This is a genomic window from Paenibacillus sp. 1011MAR3C5, assembly GCF_003591485.1.
Classification (GTDB): Bacteria; Bacillota; Bacilli; order Paenibacillales; family Paenibacillaceae; genus Pristimantibacillus.
The window spans coordinates 276775-298544 of sequence record NZ_QZCF01000005.1 but is presented as its reverse complement, the minus strand read 5'-3'; the positions used below and the strand labels follow the sequence as shown (position 1 = coordinate 298544).

11 protein-coding genes are annotated in these 21770 nt (G+C 45.9%); 1 reads left to right on the top strand and 10 read right to left on the bottom strand.

Going from position 1 to position 21770, the window contains the following annotated elements; genetic code table 11:
* Positions 1-140: 140 nt before the first annotated feature.
* Positions 141-4070 carry a galactose-binding domain-containing protein gene (locus tag D3P07_RS17270; protein ID WP_119801492.1) on the bottom strand — a complete coding sequence of 1310 codons (3930 nt, stop codon included), beginning with the start codon at positions 4068-4070 and terminating at the stop codon, positions 141-143.
* A gap of 412 nt (positions 4071-4482) precedes the next feature.
* Between D3P07_RS17270 and D3P07_RS17265 the strand changes: the two genes are divergently transcribed.
* On the top strand, positions 4483-4920 hold the full coding sequence (locus D3P07_RS17265; protein WP_119801491.1) for a CBS domain-containing protein: 438 nt from the start codon (positions 4483-4485) through the stop codon (positions 4918-4920).
* A gap of 117 nt (positions 4921-5037) precedes the next feature.
* Here D3P07_RS17265 and D3P07_RS17260 read toward each other — a convergent pair whose 3' ends face one another.
* From D3P07_RS17260 to D3P07_RS17220, 9 genes are all read right to left on the bottom strand, one after another.
* A complete protein-coding gene (locus D3P07_RS17260; RefSeq protein WP_119801490.1) occupies positions 5038-5658 on the bottom strand; it encodes a rhomboid family intramembrane serine protease in 621 nt (206 codons plus the stop codon).
* 265 nt (positions 5659-5923) lie between these two features.
* Entirely contained in the window at positions 5924-9502 is a 3579-nt protein-coding gene (locus D3P07_RS17255; protein ID WP_119801489.1) for a fibronectin type III domain-containing protein, read from the bottom strand.
* Positions 9503-10811: 1309 nt separating this feature from the next.
* Complete coding sequence (locus D3P07_RS17250) at positions 10812-13022, bottom strand: PKD domain-containing protein (RefSeq protein ID WP_119801488.1); 2211 nt, start codon at positions 13020-13022, stop codon at positions 10812-10814.
* On the bottom strand, positions 13019-13981 hold the full coding sequence (locus D3P07_RS17245) for a copper amine oxidase N-terminal domain-containing protein (protein ID WP_119801487.1): 963 nt from the start codon (positions 13979-13981) through the stop codon (positions 13019-13021). Before D3P07_RS17245 ends, D3P07_RS17250 begins: the two co-directional genes overlap by 4 nt.
* Before the next feature lie 300 nt (positions 13982-14281).
* Positions 14282-14785 carry a hypothetical protein gene (locus tag D3P07_RS17240; protein ID WP_147384532.1) on the bottom strand — a complete coding sequence of 168 codons (504 nt, stop codon included), beginning with the start codon at positions 14783-14785 and terminating at the stop codon, positions 14282-14284.
* Between the two features lie 123 nt (positions 14786-14908).
* Positions 14909-16597: an RNA polymerase sigma factor gene (locus D3P07_RS17235; protein WP_182914372.1), complete on the bottom strand. Its 1689-nt coding sequence runs from the start codon at positions 16595-16597 to the stop codon at positions 14909-14911.
* A gap of 145 nt (positions 16598-16742) precedes the next feature.
* A complete protein-coding gene (gene rsgA / locus D3P07_RS17230; RefSeq protein WP_119801484.1) occupies positions 16743-17852 on the bottom strand; it encodes a ribosome small subunit-dependent GTPase A in 1110 nt (369 codons plus the stop codon).
* 433 nt (positions 17853-18285) lie between these two features.
* Positions 18286-18909: an FMN-dependent NADH-azoreductase gene (locus tag D3P07_RS17225; RefSeq protein WP_119801483.1), complete on the bottom strand. Its 624-nt coding sequence runs from the start codon at positions 18907-18909 to the stop codon at positions 18286-18288.
* Positions 18910-19120: 211 nt separating this feature from the next.
* The gene (locus D3P07_RS17220) at positions 19121-19558 is read right to left on the bottom strand and encodes an RrF2 family transcriptional regulator (RefSeq protein WP_119801482.1); all 438 of its coding nucleotides are present in this window, start codon (positions 19556-19558) and stop codon (positions 19121-19123) included.
* Between the last annotated feature and the right edge of the window lie 2212 nt (positions 19559-21770).

Sequence of the window (21770 nt, the reverse complement as noted above, 5' to 3'; positions counted from 1 at the left end):
ACTTCGCTAGTCAAAACAGCGAATTGGTGTCAATCGCGGCTATCTTCATTTAACCATAGACCGGTAAGAGAATATAGCTTCCCATGCAATAGAAAGAGGAAGAGCTTTAATGAGCTCTTCCTCGTTCCGTACCTGCTTGATTACTGAATGGTCAAATTGAAACTATTTTGAATCAAGTACACATTCGGATGTGCAATGTCATTTGTCGTCAAGTTATTGAACGTAGCGGAGCCATTGCCTGTATAGGTGTAGATAGCAGCGCCAGGATGCGGCGACGTGAAGCGCGAGGTCAAGATACCGTCCTTGCCAGTGCCGTTAATATTGATATTGTTGAATACGATATTCTCGAAGCCGCCGCCGTAGCCGAACTGTATGGCGCTGCGCTGCGTATTGATGATATCGATATTCGTGAACGTCACGTTTTTGATCGGATCATTGGACGCTTCCAGATCGATCGCACCGCGTTCGCCATTGTATAGATCTTTGCTGGTTCCGCTGTTAATAATGGTCGTATCCGAGAATAGGATGCCGGTATTGTTCTGGAAGTGATAGCCCGGGAATACCGTATTCATTCGGATCGCCGAGCCGCCCACCGTGTCAACGATCAGATTATGCGTCGCTTTGTGGCCGCTGCCGCCGAAGAAAGCGATCGCTGCTGCGCGCCAGTTGTTCTCGATCGTATTGTAGGAGAACGTATTGTTTACGCCTGCAGGCGCAGCATTTACGTTACTCGTCCATACAGCAAGACCGTCATCGCCGTTATTGCGGATGCTGCTGTTGCGTACAGTGGAATTGCTGGTGCCTTGCGCGAAGTTAACTCCGTCTGCCAGGTTGTTGCGGATACGGCTGTTCTCGATAATCAGGCCGTTCGCAATAATCGCCGGTGTATGAGCATAATCGCCTACCCAGAAGCCGCATTCGAAATGCTCTACCCATACGTTGTGAACCTTGGAATTGGTGCCGAAGTTATCCATAAAGCCCTTGTAGATCGCTTGCTCGCCATAACGGGAGCGCAAATTGGAGTTCATATAAATATGGCTGAAATCCAGCTGGCCTGTCACGCGGAATGAGATGCCGCCTGAGGCCTGATTCGGATTCGTGAACTGGATATTGGTATGCCAGATGCCTGCGCCTAAAATCGTGATGTTGTCGATTTTGTTGGCTACGCTGCCTACTTTCCACATGTTGCCGAGGTGGAACGTACCGGCAGGAATGTACAGGATTTTGCCGGAAGAGACTGCCGCCTCTACTGCTGCTTCGAATGCCGCAAGATCGTCTTGGCCATCGTTCGCGACTGCGCCGAAGTCGGTCACGGAAACCGAATTAGTCGGACGGGCAATAGCCGTCGGTACGGATTCGATCTCAAGGAAGTCTACGCCATACTCCAGACTGTCCGCGTTAGATTTCTGAATGCGAATGGTGTCTCCTGGCTGTAATGGCGTATCCATCTTCCAGTGAACCTCATCGAACCGGAAAAGCGGGCGACCGCCAGCCGGCGTATCGGCCGGATGATCGCTGGAGAAGTATTGCCAGCTGTAATAGGATGTGAGCGGCACTGTCTTGGCTTTGACACCATTGACGTATACATCCAGCGAGCCATTCAAGCCCATGCCATTAGCGGAGTCCGGCATCGTGAATCTCATCGTAACGCCGTCCCCGCCCTCTCCCGGCCGGATCGTCCACTGCGCATAGGAACCGTTCGAAGGAAGCGCGATATAACGTTGTCCGGATGCTTCCGATGCGGTCAATGCTTGATCGAACGTAGGCGCGGATTGCAAAGTAGCTCCGCCGCCTCTCGTAGCATCATCCGTGTCGTAACGGGTATATGGCATGCTGGCTCCGCGCTGGGAATAGACCACCAGGTTCGTGTTGCTTACATTATTGGATTGTTTAATCGGCAATTCATTCCCATCGGCTGCAATTGTTGTGGTCAAGGTATAGCTGCCTGGTGTTGCTGTCCAAGTACCCGGCAAAGTCACGTTAACGGAGGCGCCCGCAGCCAATACGCCGCTATAAGATCCGCTAAACGTTTGGAGCGTGGAACCAGCCGGGTTTTTCAGGGCGACTGTAATGCCATGAGCACCGCCAGCTGAAGCCATATTGCCCTGATTCTTCAAGTTGACGGTCAACGACACGGCATTGCCCGCTACCGGATTGCTTGGCGTCCAGGACACGGTGCCGACCAGGTCGGAGCTCGCTACTGGAGCAACTACAAGCGGTGTAGAATGGGTGTAGCTGTTGTTGGATTCATTCAGTTCGATGACTGAATGGTTCTCATCCACCTTTGCGCCAACGGCATAGGATGCCGCTGTCTTATTGCCTGCATTCAGCGATACTGTCGTGGAGGCACCCGCTGCCAGCCCGTTTACAGGAGCGGAGCCAGCCAGCGTATTGTTCAGGTAGAAGTTGACGGTAGTAGCACCTGAAGGAGCGGTACCGTTGTTTTTGACTGTAGCGTTAAGCGTAATAGCATTGGTCTCAATCGGAGAAGCCGGTGACCAGGACATGCCCGTAATAACCAGATCCGGGTTCGCAGATGCCGTACCGAAAACCTGGAACTCCGCCAATTGGCCGGCCGGCGCGCCGGAATTCGCCGTGAAGTTCAATTGCAGGCGCTTCACGGTCGCAGTAACCGGAATCGTTACTGTATTGCCTGTCGCAGGATTGAAGGAATAGGACTGAGCCGATACCAGATTGCTTAAGGTAGTTGTCGACTGGTTATGGCCCAGCACTTGAATCGTTTGGTTGCGCGAGCTCCATGCCGACGCAGGATTCAGCTTCAGTACAATGGATGTAATGTCATGATTCGCACCTAGATCAAGCGTCAACGTGCTCGGACTGCCTCCACCCTCCCAATACGTGTCGGTGCTGTTGTCATTCGCATTGGCAGGCACAAATGTGAATGTGCTGGAGGATGCGGTAATCGGCTTGCCAATCGCGATATTGCTGCCTGGAGGCGGCGTTGGCGTTGCGGTTGGTGTTACAGTTGGTGTTACAGTTGGTGTGGGTGTTGGTGTTGGTGTTGGTGTTGGTGTTGGTGTTGGTGTTGGTGTTGGTGTTGGTGTTGGTGTCGGTGTTGGTGTCGGTGTTGGTGTAGGCGTGGATGTCGGCGTCGGTGTTGGAGTTGAGCTTGCCGCCTCTACTGTAATTTGATCAAGGTTAACATTGCCGGAATCGCCCGGATCATATTGGTATGCAATGGTGTTCGCCCCAGCATTCAGATTGACGCTCTCCACCTTATTGCCCCATGTATCCCAGTTGGCGAGATTAGGCAGGCTGGTTTGGCGAAGCTTCGTACCGTTCACGTAGAGGCTAAGCGTCTTATCGCTCCCGCTCGCATTGGCGTATTTGAGCGTCACATTATGATTGCCGCCCGCTTGCGCTTGGACGGTAAAGGTTGTAGTCGCCCCTTGAGTCCAATAGCCGTCAACGAAGCCCGTCCCGGAGTAACCGGAATGATCCGTATTCACTTTGGCTCCGCCGGATAAGGCAGCCGCTTCCGCTTGATATGTGCCTGACGGCTGCGTAGTCGCAGTAGGTGTAGGCGTCGGTCCACTTGTGCCGTAGATTTCGAATTCGGAGAGCTGTGCCGCAGGCCAGCCTGTATTGTTCGTCACTTGCAGACGGACATACCGTGTGCTTGTGGCATCAAAGTTGATTGTAACGGAGTTGCCCGCTACAGAAGGATTAAACACGTAGTTCGAGGAGCCGACGATCGTCGAATATGTCGATCCGTTCGTGCTGCCTTGAACGGCGAGCGTCTGCGTTCGTGACTCCCAGTTGGCCGGAAGCTTCAGCACGATCTGATCGATGCTAGTGCTTGCTCCAAGGTCCACTTGAATCCATTGCGGAAATGCGTTATTCGTACTTTCCCAATAAGTCCCTTGATTGCTGTCCTTTACATGATCCGGGCTGTAGGTTTGAGATTGGCCGCTTGCCGTAATGTTTTTGCCTAACGTCAGATTAGGGCCTCCTGCTGCTTCCGCCGGCTCGACCGGTCCAATCGATTGGAACAACGTCATGAACAGCAAGGCAGCAATAAGCGACCATGCAACATACTTGGTGCGCATTTTATTCCTCCTCCAACTTTTTTTGGTACGAGAAAAGGGTGAAGCCTACTTCTAGTTTTGGAAGCGATTACAATTCGCCTTAGTTCAAGGTATCGATATATCCACCTCTCTCCTCCTCCCTTCAGACGATTAACAGGCACAGCCTTGCTTGTCATACATTTTCATTATAGAAATGGATTCACCGAAGCTATAGAAGCATTTCTACGGAAAATGTATGCGTTTCCAAGATGATCGAATTTCATTTCCTATGTTTGGAAGTAATAGCTGTACATCTCCATAAATGCACAGAGCACAGACATCAAGCTTAGACTTGTACCGTCGAAGGATAATATGAGCGTTCGCGATGCACCCTATTGGCGTTGGGGGATCTTGGATGCCTCAGTAATTAAATCGAAACAAAGGAGCTATGTTCATGAAAGCTGTACGGGAATTAATGTCCACCAATTGTAAAACGGTAACGCTGCAAGACAATGTTCATGAAATTGCCGTCTTAATGGCTGAGAATGATATCGGATTCGTGCCGGTAGTCGAGACAGAAGACCACAATAAAATTATTGGAGTCGTAACTGACCGTGACCTGGTGCTTCGGGGGTATGCGCAGAAACGTCCGGGCTCCTGTCCGGTGCAGGACGTCATGAGCGGTTCTTTGATTACCATCTCGCCGGATCAAGATGCAGAAGCAGCAGCAGATCTGATGGCTCAGCATCAAATCCGCAGGCTCCCTGTGGTGGACAACGACAAGCTGGTTGGCATTATTACGCTTGGCGACCTGTCGCTCGGCAGCACAACCGGACGCGATGCCGGTATCGCCTTAAGCGAAATTTCTGAGGATCATCATTTTCTTCACTAGATAAGCGGCGTTCGAAAAAAAGGAGCTCCTGGCGCGCTTGCGCTCGGAGCTCCTTATATGAAGAACCGCATTAATTATGCGGTTCTCCCTGAAAACATGTGCAGGCTGTCCTGCTTGTTACATGCTATAACGCCTTGCTCTTCTTTTAATAATCGTACTTAGAATCGCCATGAACACGAATCCGCCAACAAATCCTCCCACATGGGCATACAAATCCACATTCGGAACAATTATGGAGTAAACGATACCGACAATTAGAATAATCGTGACCGTTTTGGAGCTGTCCGCATCCAGTACATCTTTCCTGAAGAGCGACAGGAACAAGTACGCGCCGTAGATGCCATAGATTCCTCCCGATGCCCCCGCCCCGATATACAAATCATGATGAAGGAAATAACTGAAGATGTTGCCTACAATACCGGAAGCCAAATAGAGCACGGCGAATTTCCACGCACCGAGCATCCTCTCCAGTGGCGCCGCAAATACGTATAGCGAGAAGCTGTTCATCAGCAGATGCATAAAGCCAATGTGCAGGAACATTGAGGAAATGAAACGCCAAAGCTCCGGCTCTATCGCCCATCCTCCGAACATTGCACCGAAGCGGTACAACGTTTCAACTTGTGTAGAACCTCCCGACAATTCCAATAGGCCAAACATGACCAGATTAATAACAATAATGATGCTGATTACCGGATACAGCCTCATATACTCACGTAAACTTTCTCTTCTTAGAAACATAAGCCAACCGTCCTCTTCTCGCTCACATACGCGTATGATGTTGTCATTCCCATGCAGCATGGTCATTCGTTAGGTGTGTACTGTCCATTATAGTTCAAACTGAATAAACTGTTCAAATGAATGCAGGCAAGAATAACCAACTGAATGACAAAGAACCCCTAGTCAAACAGGGTTCTTTTGTAGTCGTCTCCTATTGCTTATCCTGGCTAACTTAATCGCGAATCCTTCGCGCCAGCACTAAACCTTGGAATGACCATTGCGCATATCACTTTACACGATGAACTTGAAGATAGCCATTCATATTGCCCCGGATGTGGACATCAATCTCCTCTCTTTTTACCGTGCCATTATTGTAATGTGCTGTAAAAACGAACGTCAGCATACCGTTTGGCAGGTTCTCGAAGGTTGAATCCCAAAGCTCGCCCGTCCATCTGGTATGGACTGTCCCAGATGCTTTTAGCTCTGTCCGAAATGCACCCATCGTTGCCTCAACGCGCTCCGCTCTTGTGGCTGTTCCCGTAGCTGTCGTGCCCGCTTCGAGCATAAACTTCTCTCCTGCCCAAAATACATTGTAACCGCGCGGAGACTCCTTGTTGCCGGATTCTTTCATATTATAGGCTTGGCGATGCTCATTCCACAGATCCGTATGCTTCACAGCCCCGGTAACGCCTAGCGGCAAAACTTGCAATGTTTTCGTAACGATGACAGGAACTGCTTTCCCGTCGCTAACGGTTAACTTCATCGACCACGTCCCTAGCTGGGTTAATCGTACAGCAGGCCCAGTCACGGGATAAGGATGATTGAAGGTATAGCTGTAAGGAATCTTGTTGCCTGAGGGACTGATGAGCTCGTACTGAATGGACAATACATCCTTGTCTTCGTCGCTGACATTTGTTCTGAAGGACACCGTATCTCCTTCATAGAGGGGTTGTGGCGACCATGTAAAGTCGGCAACCGGCGGTCGATTCAGCATAATATAGAAATACTTAGGTGCTGAATAAGGACTCCATTCATAGCCGTCATAGACCTGCACCTCTGCCCGGTATCTTGTATGTTCTACAAGCCCTGCGCTTGACGGCACGTCATGATAATTCCTCGACGCCGTAACCGGTTGAGTATCATAGATGAGCGCTCCATTCTCACGCTTGATCTGCAATCGGTATCGTTGTCCGGTATGACCGTCCGGATCGCTCATCTGCCAAATGATACGCGGCGTTAACGTATTGAACTCGGTGGCAGTCGCGCTCGTTGCGCCGCTTGGCGTTGTAATCACAACGCTTGGCGGTCGATTGTGAACCATTAAGCTCTGTGTAATCTCGGCAATCGCTCCATCATTGTCTGTGACCATTTGACGAATATGCCATTGTCCGATTGAGGCAAAGATACGCTCAAAGTCTACCAGCTGCGTATATGGACTCTGTATACCGTTTGGAGGCGTTACAAAGTATTGATGCTTATCGATATAGCCATCCATATCTGTAGCTGTGCTAGTGATCCTTACAATCGTATCGATAAAAGCAGGTGTTGGCATCATCGTAAATCCAGGTATCGGCTTTTGGTTGACGATATGGATTTCTCTCGAATCAATTTCACTCACCGCGCCTAGTTGATCAACCGCCCAATTCTCAAGCAGATACTTGCCTTTTTGCTCAAAGGATATTGATATATTTTGCTTATCGAACGTCCGAATTTGGCCGTCTGGAGCCGTGAGCTTCCAATATGACTTCAAGCTGTCCACGTCTTCCGTATCCTTATCAGAACGGGTTGATGTGTAGGTGTATGGCTCATAGATATAGCCTGTCCATGTACCACTCATAATGGTCGATATCGGTACATGGTTGAGCACATCGAAGGAATGGGTTTCGTAAGTCGAAGCTCCATGCGGATCGGAAGCTTTGAGCTGCAGCATCCATGTGCCAACCGCCGTTTTGCCAAGCCCTCGATCACGTATACGGAATGACAAGTCCCTCGTGGTTCCCATAGCAAATTCCTTCGAGCCATACATGAGTCTCCATTGATAGCTGACAGGATCGCCGTCCCGATCAGGGTTAACGGTTCGGTTAATGGCCGTGTTCAGATCGTCCCGATAGGTCGGCTCCAGCGGATCGAATTGCGCAATTGGCGGATAATTTACGATATCAAGAAATTCCGTATGCGTGTTAGACCATAACGGTTCTGCCACGCGCGGGTTATCCTTTACGCGGAGCGATATGGTGTACTTGCCAAGAGCCGTCAAGCCTTGCTGCGCTGCGTACTGTTTAATGAGCGCGCCTGAAGGTTTGTTTGCGCCTTGGTAGAGCTGCACGTTGCCTTTCTTTACCGTCCATACCCTTTGCCCGATCGAATCATTGTCCGGGTCATAGGACTGGTCGGTGAATGTCGCCGCGCCATTTAACGATATCGTCTTGTTGTCGATCGTAAATAGCGCCACAGGCGGTCTGTTGAATGGATTCGTGGACACGAACCGAATCGTCTCCGGCGACCACGCGCCGTCCAAGTCCTTTACCCTCAATGAAATGAGGTAGTCTGTGTTCGGGTTTAGCACGCTTGGCGCTTGGCCGTCTGTCCAACTGGCATCGTCTACCCGCTTCCACTTCCACACCTTTTGAATTACGCCCCGATCAGGATAGGAATAACGATCAAGATCATAGGATAGGTCTGTAACCGTTAGCCTGCGAGTTGGATCGACAATCGCTTTGAAGTCGGCGACAGGCGCTCGATGTACGTACACAACCATTCTCGAAAGTGAATCCTTGCTCCACTGACGATATTCATCAAATAGCGGATTCGTAGACGGATTGTCTTGTACCTGGGCTACAATTTCATACATGCCGACTTTGGTAAAATACTTCATAGGCTCCAGCATATATTGGCCTGTCCCTTCGAGCATCCCCATGTTGTTCTCGTAGATTTCCGGGTCATGCGTGGTCCGCCAGCGTTCCGTTCGCTTCGGATCGGATTCGACATCCTCGTAATACGTCTGAACAGTAATTTCTGATGAATACTCCCCTGTCGCTGGATCTGCATTCAGCACGATATAATTCGTCAGCTTCTTAACGTTCGTAATTGCCGTATCCTTGATATAGTTCATCGTGCTTGTAACAGCAGAAACTAGATTGATGTTGTCATAGAAAGCTCCCAATTTGTTGTTGGAAGCGACGATGTTATTGAGGGTCGTTCGATTCGTCGTGCTGCCAATGCCTAAGAAGTGAGCGCTGTACTCTTTCAGTGTCGTGATCGTATCATCATAAACGAGCTCATCGTTCAGCTCTGGCATCAGCGGGCTGTGAACATAGACAATGTAGTTATTCTTGTTGTAATCCCAATGCGCCAGATATAGCAGCTCTTGCAAATTCTTGCGATCCGCCTTCATGACCTGCATGTTTATGCGAATATTCGTACGTCGAAGGTCGATTAGGCGTTGGTTGAAACGATCGCGTATTTCCTGTTCCGTATATGGCGTTTCACCGATAATCACATGCAAGTTGACTTCTCTCCGGACGGTGATGAAGCTGCTGAGATCGGAAAATGCCGTTTTCATATTCCCATTATTCAGGAAGGTTCCGTTGTGACCAATGTTCTCTAGCAGTTTATAGATTTGATCCTGATTGGATGCTGTGCCAAGTCCGATGAAGGACATATTATGCTGCGCGAGCAAGGCAGCAATCTCCCCCATGCCGCTTGCTCGGGCAATAGCGTTCATGGAAATATCGTCTACCCGAACGTAGATCTTTTCAGCGTCAGGCCTCAATGGAGCATCGGCGATAATATCCTGGATCGTGCGAGTGTTCGGATTGTACCAATTTGGATACTTCATAATATTATCAATAGGATGCGTTGTCATTTGTTTCTCTTCGCCGGTATCGATATTATACAGCCGTACGCCATCGCCGCTATTGGGTGTAAATAGTACGTTTGATCCATGTGTTCCATTAATTCCGGCTATTCGTTTTGTGGGCGAGTAAAAGGATGGTGTAATTTGCCGAAGTGAACCTGGATCTTTAAAATCCTCCAATATCGAATAAACCCAAGTGTTATTATTCACGTAATTTTCGATTAAGACGCGGCCGTCCTCAAAAACTGAGTACCTAGCACTACTAGCCAGCTTTTCAATGATTAAAGTTTTTGAACCGTCTTCGGGGTTGTATACCCACAAATCGCTTGTGGCCATACTTCTTCCCGAACGTTGCAACCAGAACAACGAACCATCGCGTGATATTTGTAATGGCTCAAAGCGATTAAAGATTGAGTTGCCAATTTGAACGCTTTGTTGCTGAGGAGTATTATAGTTTTTCACTACCGAATAATCGACGTACTCTTCTCGATAATTGTTTAAAAGATATCTAGTGTTGTCTTTTGCTATTGCAAAATAATATCCATTATCTGGTATCCCGTAAAAGAGCTTTTCATAATCTGTATATTTTATTGGAGTCCATGTGCCAGGTGTATCATCAAACTCAACTGTATGGGTGTTAATTCTCCAAAATCCATGTGTTGGTGCGAATGAATCATCTCTGGAATATACATATAAATTCCCGTCCTCGGCTAATGAAATACTGGTTGATCGATCTGGCTTGAGAGCGCCGTTAGCGTTTTGCCATGAGAACCTGGGAGCTGCACGTACTTTGGTATCGAGATGAAGCACCCAAAGAGCGCCATTGTGATTTAAATAAATGAAACCATCTGGAGAGATGATGCCTGGTCCACTAGAAGCATTTCCTAGAAAGAGCTCGGTTTCTCCAGTAATTAAATCATACTTATACAGATCACTGTAATATCCTGTTCCAAGCTCTGGGTTATACCCTGTATAATAGATCGCATTGTTTCCTTCATTGGATTCATCGACTGTAATTTGATAATCGATGCCCGAAGCTTGCAGGACTGGGGCAAGAAACTCGTTAACCCTGCTCTGCACCTCGTTCTTTTTATACTTGGTATTGCCTACGTCCACGATTACGTCAACTTTCTTTTTTTCCTTCACTTCAAAATCGACGAACGGAGCCAGGTTCTTGACCTCTGTATCTATAGGGCTTGCACTTATGGGAGGCAAAAATAGCGTAATAATTAATATCCCTATCAGTATAAGTGTAAAAGAAAAGGGCCTGCGTTTAATCAGACCCTCCTGGGCAAGTGGTTTATACATATGATCTCCTTCATTCCCATGTATGGCTTCGGCGGCGGTCTTCTACCGTAACAAAAGCTGGAATGGTCTCTTGACCAAACTCTTCTATGGTTTCTTTATGAAATTGATACTTACCTACATGATCAGCATAGTAGATTACTTCTTTTGCATCACCTTCATAGATTAGCACTCGCTGTTCTCTGAATATTCCGTCATTATTTTCGTCAAAGATGACATACCACCTTCCCCAAGCGACAATATCGCCATCAGGAGAATAGGAAGTATCCCGTAAAACGAACTTCGCCTTATTCATGTACTTGGGATCGCGATATTCAATCATGGACTCAGCAGATATGACCGTAACAGGCGGCAAGTCTGGCTTGATGGTCACGATTCGCGAAGTGGTATCCTTGTAGCCCGCTATATTTTCGACGCTCAGAGTCACGACATAATCTCCTGGCTGCTTGAATAGTACGTCGAATTGACTTTTTCCATTTAAGTTGCCTTGATACTTGATCATGCTCTGAGGGATATCATCGTACACTGGTTTTATTGTCCATTGGTTTTTACTTGCAATGACCGGATAGCGTGAAGAGGTAAAAGAGAATTCGGAAAAGGTGACCTTTCGATTTTCTTTTAGCGTCCCCGACTGAAAGATGTTTGCCTTAACGAATGGTTCGGTAACGACTAGACTATGCTGCCCACAGTCTCGTTCACCGTCATTATCCCAAACACAAAGCTGCACTTTCTGTGTGCCAAGTTTGTTGTAGTAGACTTCTCCAACGGGCACATCCACAAGACTGCCTATTGCATTTGGCGTATTCCATACATACTTCTCGATCGTGCCGTCGGGATCGTAAGAGCTTGTACCATCCAGCGTGATATCGTCACCAAGCATGACTTCGGTTGGCGCATTGATAATCGCGACTGGTCCCATGCCCTTAACAGGCGGATCAGGTGCTTTCTCTTTGTACACGTTGGTGGAAGCATGAATTTTACCCGTGTCCATACATTTACCGTTTACAGGATCAACATAGTAGGAACTTGGTTTATAGCAAGCTCTTACACGCCCTACATACACTTCGTCATGTGAGTTCTTATTTGTCATCCTAGAAGCTGGTATGACAAAATCAAACGTCCTACTGATCTTCATGTTTCTGTTTGCAGGAATCGCTTTAGCTTCAAACTTTTGATCACCAAGCTCGTTGTTTAAATAAACATCGTAGTAATCAATTGCTCCGGGATCTTTGATCTCGAAAATTTCTGAGCTAATCGTAACCTTAACCTTGACGTCTTTTCCATCAAAACGCTCACTCACCGGATCAGGCTTAACTTCGCCTGCGATTACGCCACTAGCAAACTTCGAGTATTGGAACGTAATAGTTCCACCGTAATGATAGGCTTCATATTCAGCTTCAGCTTGAAGAAAATACTGAAGATTAAAAGGATAACCGTAACATTGCGCATGGCCTGTATAGAAAGCTGGATTGGATGCTGGTATCTGATTATTGGCTGTAAATATTACATGCTCCGCTTTATATTGGAGTGCCAATCTTGGCTTATATGGATCATAATCTTTTAAACCCAATGCTGTATAAGTTTTTAAAGAAGAACTGTGAGATCTTGATAGTATCTGTATTGTATTATTTTTTACTTTATTTGCTTCTACAGTATCTCCAGCGTTATTTACCCATACAGCAGGATGATCTGTTAAATCAATGTTCATATAACCAACTATTTCCGACATTTGAGAATAAGGTGGATACATAGTCGGTAACGTAGCAGAACTTTCTCTGAAATAATCTTTTCTATATTGCGAATGTGTGTCTGTACTAAAACTGTTTATCTGCCACTTTCCACCATCACTATATCTACAAAAAGCATTGCCTGGAGTTTTTGAAAAGTTATATTTTACACCAAGTGCATATCGTTGATAACCTTTTACTTGTTCTTTAACTTGCTTTTTTTCTCCAGAAATTACAACTTTATTTTTTTTGGTCTTATCATCTGACTTAACCGAAACAATAGTTCCTTTCCCTTTATAGGAAAATCTATTTGGAATTATCATTGCAGCTTCTGTCGGCCAATCAAGTGTGACTTCTATTTGAGACTCCGAGGTAGATGAAGTTGTCTCTACTAAGAAGGTACTTGACAATGCGCTATTAGCTTTAACAACGGGTGTCTGTAATACTATGTCAAATAAAAGTACGCTTAATAGAACTATACTTAAAAATCTTTTCATAACAATTCTTCTCTTGCAGCAAGTATCTTCATCGGTGAAACTGACTTATTGGTTACAGCCACAGCAATTAAATCTATACTTTCGGATAGATAATCAATTTGAGCTTCCCAACTTGTTATACTCTCACCTGGTTTTAATACAAATCCATTTAATACCTCTGTACCATTCATTTTGTCTACTTTAATAGAACTCGAATGTAGTAAAATTACGCCTACATCCCCACTACCAGTGAGCCATTCGATTTTTTGATTCATATCTAATCCATCATACCTTACAGTTTCCTTAGTATTATTTTCAAGAGTTACCTTGCTCCATACTAAATATTTAGCTCGATAAAACTCCTGGAAATCATATTTTCTTTGAAGATCTTTAGCTTCCTTAGAATCTGCTTTATATAAATATGCTTCATGAACGGTTAGTTTCAAACCATTTGCATCTAGTACAATTGGAAAGTTTTCAAGCACCTTCAGTTGTTTATAAGAAGCAAAATTATGCTTCCCCACCGAAGGATCATCCGTCGTAATCAAAACCGTCCTCGTCTTATCATCAAAATCAATTTCAGCCCCAAGAGATTCCGCGATAAAACGCAACGGTATAAACACACGACCGTTCTTCAACTCCGCAACGGTATCCATTGTGACTGTCTTACCATTTACACTGAGATCCTGCTGCCCCACTGTAATGACGATAACCGTCTTGTTTTTCTCCATGGTCACCGTACGGGCTTGGTCATCCCACTCGATATTGTCATCAAGCACGCCCAGCGCGTTACCGACCAGACGTACCGAACCCATTGTGCGATAATCTTTATTAATATAAGGCTGGGGCTCTCCAGCGGGTGTCACAAATACGGTTCCGTTAATCTTGATCTGCGGTACCTTGCCTGCTGCACCTGCAGCGGGAACCATCAGTACGCTCATTAATAGGAAAAAAGCTACTACATACGTCATCTTCTTCATGTCATACACTCCAATCGTTAAAATGATGAATGCTCTCAAATTCGCATGTCACGCCCAAGGAAAAAACACTAGTCCTTCTATATCGACATAATGTTCCATCATTGTCAATCCTCAGCGTAAATCCTCTCGTATTTACTCTCTACTAAATCTCACAAATCACTCATCAAAAACGCAAAAAAGCACCAAACACATAGGAAAATAAATCCCTATCCGCTCGGTGCTTCCGAAATCGACTTAGTAGATAATCATTGACGATATCATAACACTTATGGAGAAATTTGTCGATAGTGAGTCAGCCATTTATTTGAATGTGGTAGAGCTCTTCACGAGTATAGAATCATATTGATGATAATCCATTCTTCTCTCAAACATTTTCTCTTTATTCAATGTAAAGCTATCCATGCGCAGCCCCTTGCCTTCCTCCAACAATACAATGGCTTTGTGGGAACCGCGGTTTTCTATCCAAAACTTAAGCTTGCCGCTCAAATAATTGTTATATAAAAAATAGGTATCATCGCCGCGCATAACGACCAGCTGCCAATGATGTCGTTCGTTCCACAAGTATTGGCCCGGCTTGCTCTGGTCCTCAACAGGTGCCGGATCGATGTACATACGAATCTGCTCCAGTTCCCCGTCGCCATCCAAGTCCTGATGCATGCTGTCCGCCAGGAAAGCTCCTTCATTAATTGGTGCTAACTCTGCTTTAATTTTCACACTATCATTGGAAGAATTAGAGGCGGCACATCCAGCACTTGTGACAAGAACAAGCAACAGCATCGCCAGCCTGGACACGATCTTCATCATCTTCCCCCTATTCCCTATTAAAATCAGTTTCAATATAGATACAACATATAACTTTATTGTATATGATCGGTCAGCTCATTTAGAAGAAACACGTAGCAAAAAAAATACCAATGCATCAGTACCTCAACCTTTCAACCGATCCCGCCATTTCGCCAATACGATGAATCCATCCTGCTCCGCTTCCTTGGCTTGCTGGAGCAAGGAAATGGCTTTCTCGACTGACTGCTCGCTCTTCGGATCACCACCCATCGGGAACGGGAATAAGATCGACAGCTCATTCAGCGCATGGGCAGTTAACTTGTAGCAGGTCCACGCACTCTCTAGCAACTCACGGTCCTGTTCAAAATCCGTTTCATTCAACAGACCATATAGGAAATCCCTGGCGAAGCCGCGAAGCTCCGCGTATACAGCTGCGTTGTAGGCATTGAAGAACGGGACAATCCGGTCCCCACGAAAAGCCTCCATCCATGCATCAAACGCGGCAAGCCCGCGCACAAGCTCGCCATCACCAGAGCTGCGCAATTCCTCCGTATACCCTTGCTCAAGAATGGCATCCAGTAGACGCAGCAGCGCCATTTTACGATCGATCGGACGATCCTTTTGAAAGGCGATAAGTCCGATCTCCGATGTTTTTCCTTTGCCGATCTGCTCATATGGCACTTCGCCTTCCTGAAGCTTATCGAGAGCAGTCAGCTTCTGCTCATGATCATCATAGCCATAGACCATGCCATATTCCGCATGAAACAGATCCCAAACAATAACCGGAATTCCGCGATCAATTGATCTGTGAACCGTTTGAATGACATCCGTGATGGTATTAGGCTGCGCCGGTAGATAGGTCAGCACCTTAAATTCATGTCCTAAATTCGTCAGCAATTGATGAAATGACGGTTCGCCCGCAAGCGTGAACGGACCTCCGATATGTACGGTTTCCTTTATAATATGGAGACTGAACGCTTGACCCGTCAACGCGTTCACTTCCGCAAGCGACAGATTTTTTTGGTCCGTATACTGCAGCATTCCCCATAAGCAATACGTAACCGACGGTCTCGCACCAAGAAAATGGCTGTCGCCTATCCGCTGAGTGTAGATATTCGGTCGTTCCAGCATTTTTGATGAAGAAGCCTTCTCGTCTCTCCGCCTGGTCAAATGCTCCTGTATGTACACGCGAATACGCTCATCCTGAAGCTTCTGCCGCGTTCTTGCAATCGATTTGTAGACACTGCTCATGGTCATATCGAACAAAGCCGCAATTTCCTGCGGAGAGAGCTGCCGAAAGAAATAAGCTTCGAAAATACCGCGTTCCCGGGGCTTGAGACAGGTAAAAAGATTCAAAATCGTCTCCATGGTCTCCTGGCGGACGATTTGCTCCTCTGGATTAGAAGTCGAGCCCTCCTCCTGCAGTCTGACGCTCATCATGTAGGTCATGATGCTCTCCACATCTTCCCAGTCCACTTGATCGGAATAGGACCGCCTTGCCAGGCTCGTGAAAGGCTGCTCATGGCGATATGGACCGCCACGCCGCAGCTTCATCATCGCCTGGTTGCGCACAATGCGGTGAAGCCAGGGAAGAAAACGAGTGACATCTACTAATGTCCCAAGATGTACAAAAGCTTTCATTAGCGCTTCCTGAACGATATCCTCCGCAAGATACGAATCCTGAGCAAGACCATACGCCCAATTATGGGCTTTCGCGCGATGGCGGCGAACCAGTTCGCTGAAGGCGTCTTGATCGCCGCTCTTCGCCCGCTCGATTAACTCACTTTCGTTATCTTCCTTATGCAAGGACGCTCCGATTACAATTTCCTTCATGGTCATGCCACTCCTCATCAAGATTTGGCGATCTATCTGATTGATGCCATAAGAGCAACCAGTTGGACATAACCAAGCTATTAAATAACCTTATTCGTCTTTTTCTTCCAAAAATCCTCTTTTGGCTAGTCATTTCGAATGGGAGTCAGTCCCCCCAATCCTCCATCGTTCTCCGACTATTTCCGCGCGATCGGGAAGTTTTCGACGCCGTTTGTTTCTTATCCCGCTGCCGCAACGTGGCATTCTCCTTCCGGGCCAGTCTTGCCAACTCCCGCTCCGTTTTCTTGTAATTGCTGTATCTGCCTCCATCCAATTCGCCGCTGCTAATAGCTGCCTGAACTGCACAGCCTGCTTCCCCTTCATGCTTGCAGTCCCGGAATCGGCATTGGCCAGCCAAGTCTTCAATATCTGAAAAAGCTTGCTGCCAGCCTTCCTCGGAATCCCAAAGATGAAGCTCCCGCATACCTGGTGTATCCATCACTAACGCCCCGCTAGGAAGCAAGAACAGCTCGCGGTGTGTCGTCGTATGTCTGCCTCTCGCATCGCTTTCCCGAATGCCTGAAGTCGATTGCCATTCATCCTCCGCCAGCCAGTTCAGAAGCGTCGACTTGCCGACTCCCGAGGAACCCGTTACAGCAACCGTCTTGCCAGGCTTCAAATAGCTCAGTAGCGCATCCTTTCCTTGATCCTCCAAAGCACTAACCATATGCGCAGATACGCCCGGAGCAATATCCTCCACCTCTGCTATATACTGCTCGGGATCATCGCACAGATCCGACTTCGTAAGCAGGACAACAGGCGTTGCTCCGCTCTCCCAAGCGGCGATCAGATAACGTTCCAGCTTGCGTAAATTAAAGTCCCCATTCATGGCTAATGTAATGAACAAATAGTCCATGTTTGCGCCGATAATTTGTTCATCCGGGACCGAGCCGGCAACCTTGCGTGCCATCGACGATTGACGCGGCAATACGGCTTGAATGACAGCACGCGGCGGTGATTCATCAAGCATATCGGCCATTACCCAGTCGCCCACAGCAGGGAAATCTCCTTTGCCCATTGCCTGAAATTCGAAACGTCCAGATACATTCGCCAGTCGTTCCCCGCTTGATGTGATCACCTTATAGGCATGGGAATATTGAGCAATGACCCTTGCCGGCGCTGCATTTCCAAGCTTTTCGGAGCAGGCGGCGCTTTTATTGCTCCATTGTTCATTCCAACCGAATGCTTGCAAATAATCGGTAAGTTGAGTAGTCATTTCATTTCTCCTTTTAGTTAAAATAAACACGAAAAAACCGCAGGAAATACTCCTGCGGCAGCATCAAAAAAACCGCAGTTAGCCTAATTTCGGCTCTCCTGCGGCTGTTAGCTTAAAGATAAGTAGAATCCATTGCTCTTGATGGATACGAGCAACAAACGACGGTCTTTTTTAGCTAATAGAATGCATTGATCTGTAGGGGCCGAAGCATATTGAGTTTCTGGAACGAACGATTGTCATGTTCATGTTTCTCATATTTAACAGCCTCCTCTTGTTTCGTTGATTTTTATTATAGGTCTGCAGCCCGCTGATGTCTAACAACAACATAGCTATAGTTATTCTTTACCAATGAACATCAAAAAAACCGTGATAACCGCGGTTTTTTTGATCATGATGTATGAGTGCATAAAGAAGTCCGTACGTTCAGGCAAAATTAGAACGCTGCAGCAACCTTAGCTGTTTCAGCCAATCCGTCCGCAATAATTTCTGCCGTTTTGTCCTGGAATTGATTGTGGCCTTCAATCACGACTACTTCAGGTTTTATGCCGAACAATCCGAAAGCACCGAGAAGCGGTCTGACAGCTGACTCTACTTCAGCCATTGGGCCGGAGGAGTAAACGCCGCCACGAGCATTCAGCAACGCTACTTTCTTGTCGCTGACAAGTCCAACCGGACCTTCTGCCGTGTACTTGAACGTTTTGCCTGCTTGCGCAATGTACGACATGTAGCTGGTCAATGGTGCAGGAGCAACATAGTTCCAAAGCGGGAATGCAATTACGACTTTGTCCGCAGCCAGGAACTGCTCCAGAAGACGGTTCGCTGTCTCCGCTGCCGCTTGCTCGCTAGGTGTCAAGTCAAAGCCTTGGTTTTGCTTGAACGTTCCTGTAATCGCCTCATTGCCGTAGTATGGAAGATGCTCCTGGAATAGATCCAGCTCGGAAACCGTATCCGAAGGATTAGCTTCTTTGTAAGCTTTCAGGAAAGTATCATACATTTTCACGCTTACCGCTTGCTCGCTCGGGCGGTTGTTAGCCTTAATAAAAAGAACGTTTGCCATGGTTATCTACTCCCTTATAATAAGTACCTATAATTGTGCCTATCCAAAGCACATTATAAAACATCGATTTTCTAATTGCAACTGGTTAAGGCACACTAATTTAAGGAAAGTAGCTATTTTATATTTATTAACCGAGTTTTCGTCATATTTTCGTCATAAAATGCCTCTGAAATACGAAAAAACGCATCTGCCACCTGGGCAAATGCGCTTCTCAAAGCGTGCAATGATCAATTCGTTTTGCTACGTCTTCGATCGTATATTTCCGCAAATAATTAATGGTATGTTGTTCAGTTTCGAACAAGATTTTTTCAAGCTCAATATCCAGTTGTTCTCCCGCATCACCGCATTGCATCTCCAATTCAGTCTCCGCCGCTTCCTGATTGACAGCATAATAGATATCCCCGAGTGTAATTTGGTTCGGGCATTTGAGCAGAACATAACCGCCCTCTCGCCCTCCCTTGGACTCGACAATGCCGGCTGCAGCAAGTGATTGCAGCACTCTGCGCATAAAGGTCGCATGCGATTTGACCAAGCATGCAATTCTGGCGCTGGATAACACGCCGCCGCTCTTGGCAAGCCAAATGACCGCATGAACGGCTATCTTGAATCGTGGCGGTCCAATATGGATACCGCGGTTCGTAATACTCATTCTCCTACGCTCCTTTGTCACGCTAATGCACCTGATGGCATGCCATTAGTTCTTAATCCCTATTATATAATGGAATGACTATGATAGCTATCTTCGTGATACCAATATTACTTTTCAAACGAAAATGAATACAAATGATGTGGAAACTCCGGTGGCTTCATTTCATTTCATTTCCATTGCACCATCACCTCGTACAATAAAAATGACGATTATTTAATCCAAAAGCTTTGGATCACGGAACAGCTCTATCTTATCTATCTTGTAGTAAAACCAAGTGTTCGGAAATAACTCTTCTTTAAAGACAGCATCACCGAAATGCGTATAAGAATATAGAAGGTTTGTCGATCGTTTAAATCGAATACTTTCAATCTGTCTTCCATCCGAAATAACAAGGCTATATTGGGAGAAATCTACGTTTGGGAGGGAAAGGTTATTCAAAGTAACGACTGTATCTTAAGCATGATGGATGGTCGTCCACCTTCCCCCTATTAATCGGGCTTCTGTTGATGCACTATACTCTTCAAGCAGATGTACAGATGACGAACGACGTTCTTTTTCGATTACAACTATAGAAATAATGACGATTAATATAAAAATCGAACCTAAGACAAGACCTTTTTTCATATCCACACCTCTGCTACTTTATTATCAAACATCTGTTTTGTGCGGTTTCTATTCATTATCTAGCTGTCATTCTCTCTACTCAGATTCTACTTCAGTATTCTATTTCCTTTTCTCCATGTAAAAGAACCTTTTCAAGACCAGCCTCGGCAATGAGGAGGCGGATTTTCGGATGCGTATAGTGCATCCCCTGGTCGGAATGGAAGATGGCATCGGAATGATAGATACGCCCACTGACCACTGCCATGGCGAATGTTTAATGACCAACGCACCGACTTTACCGTTCAACGCTTCAAAATGATCCTTCCACTTGCTTGCGTTACCCATGTGCTAACCCATTTTGTCTGAGCCTACATTTATTTGTGGGCTCTTTTTGCATTCACATAGCTTGATATAATTTGCTGATATTATCTCCGTTATCTTTTAAATCAGAATGCACCTCCTAAGTGTTGCACTTCGGTGTGAAAATGGAGATTTTTCTATCCGACCGAATTTCAATATAAGGGACGGATGCCTGAACTAGTGCTCCGCCCCCTTTTTATCATATTAATTTGCGACTGCCGCTAGAAGCTTTTGAACAAGCACAGGCATTTCTCCTCACTCAACATACTGTGTAAAAAAGATAAGTTAAAGGATAAAAATTTGTAACTAAAGACATTCACAAAGCGTCCTTATAATAAGGCTTCCTTCGATTGGTATGGAGTTGTTTTCAAATCAAAATGGATACACTTGAGCTTTTCTTTTTTCATTTACTAATTCACATGACTTATGCAGTTCAACTCAACCTGATGGGAATATCACAAGAATCATAGTAAAGTTGAAAAATATCAAGAAAACATCTTGACTTTCTTAAATCACCTCAATTATCAAGAGGAATACCACACTAATCCGGTGTATCTTAGAGAATTTTAGGTATTTTTATATGAAGGGAACACTTGAACAACCATAATTTCGTGAACTGATTCAAGGTCAATGTGCAGAGGCGCCGTATTGCAATCGCTTTGGGAACGTTTTGATTTTTCTATACTGTTAATGCAATCTGGCATTGTTAAACGTAACGATGTTTCCTCTTGGACGCTTTCGTTTATGCGTATGAGATTGGTTTCATTTCGAATTGTTCTTCTGTTAACCAGATGTCCTATTTGGCTGCTAAGGATACTCTGTTGTCTTTGATGTTCAAGCCCTACAATCTGGCGCAATATAAATTAAGTGGATTTCTTACTACTCTGCCTGGTGGCGGTTTATCTTAGCATAGATTCTCACAATTATTAGTTAATTCCATGAACTGCTTAAGTTATTTTTACTAGAGCCGATTATATGATCTTTATTAAAGTCGCTGTTGCTATAACTCATATTTTTTTCTGTTAATACGTGAAATGAATAAACGGAGTATTTAGTACTATCGCTTTATTATTCTTATCTCGCAGCTTTAAACTAACTTAAGTTAAGAGATTACTTAGCTCTTAGCGGAGGAGGAATATTATGAAGAATTTTTTCGGGTTTTTTTTCTTTTAATATTACTATTTACCGTATTGGCTTGTGATAACTCAACAGTTTCAACACCACAAATGAATGAAGGGGTCCTTAACGA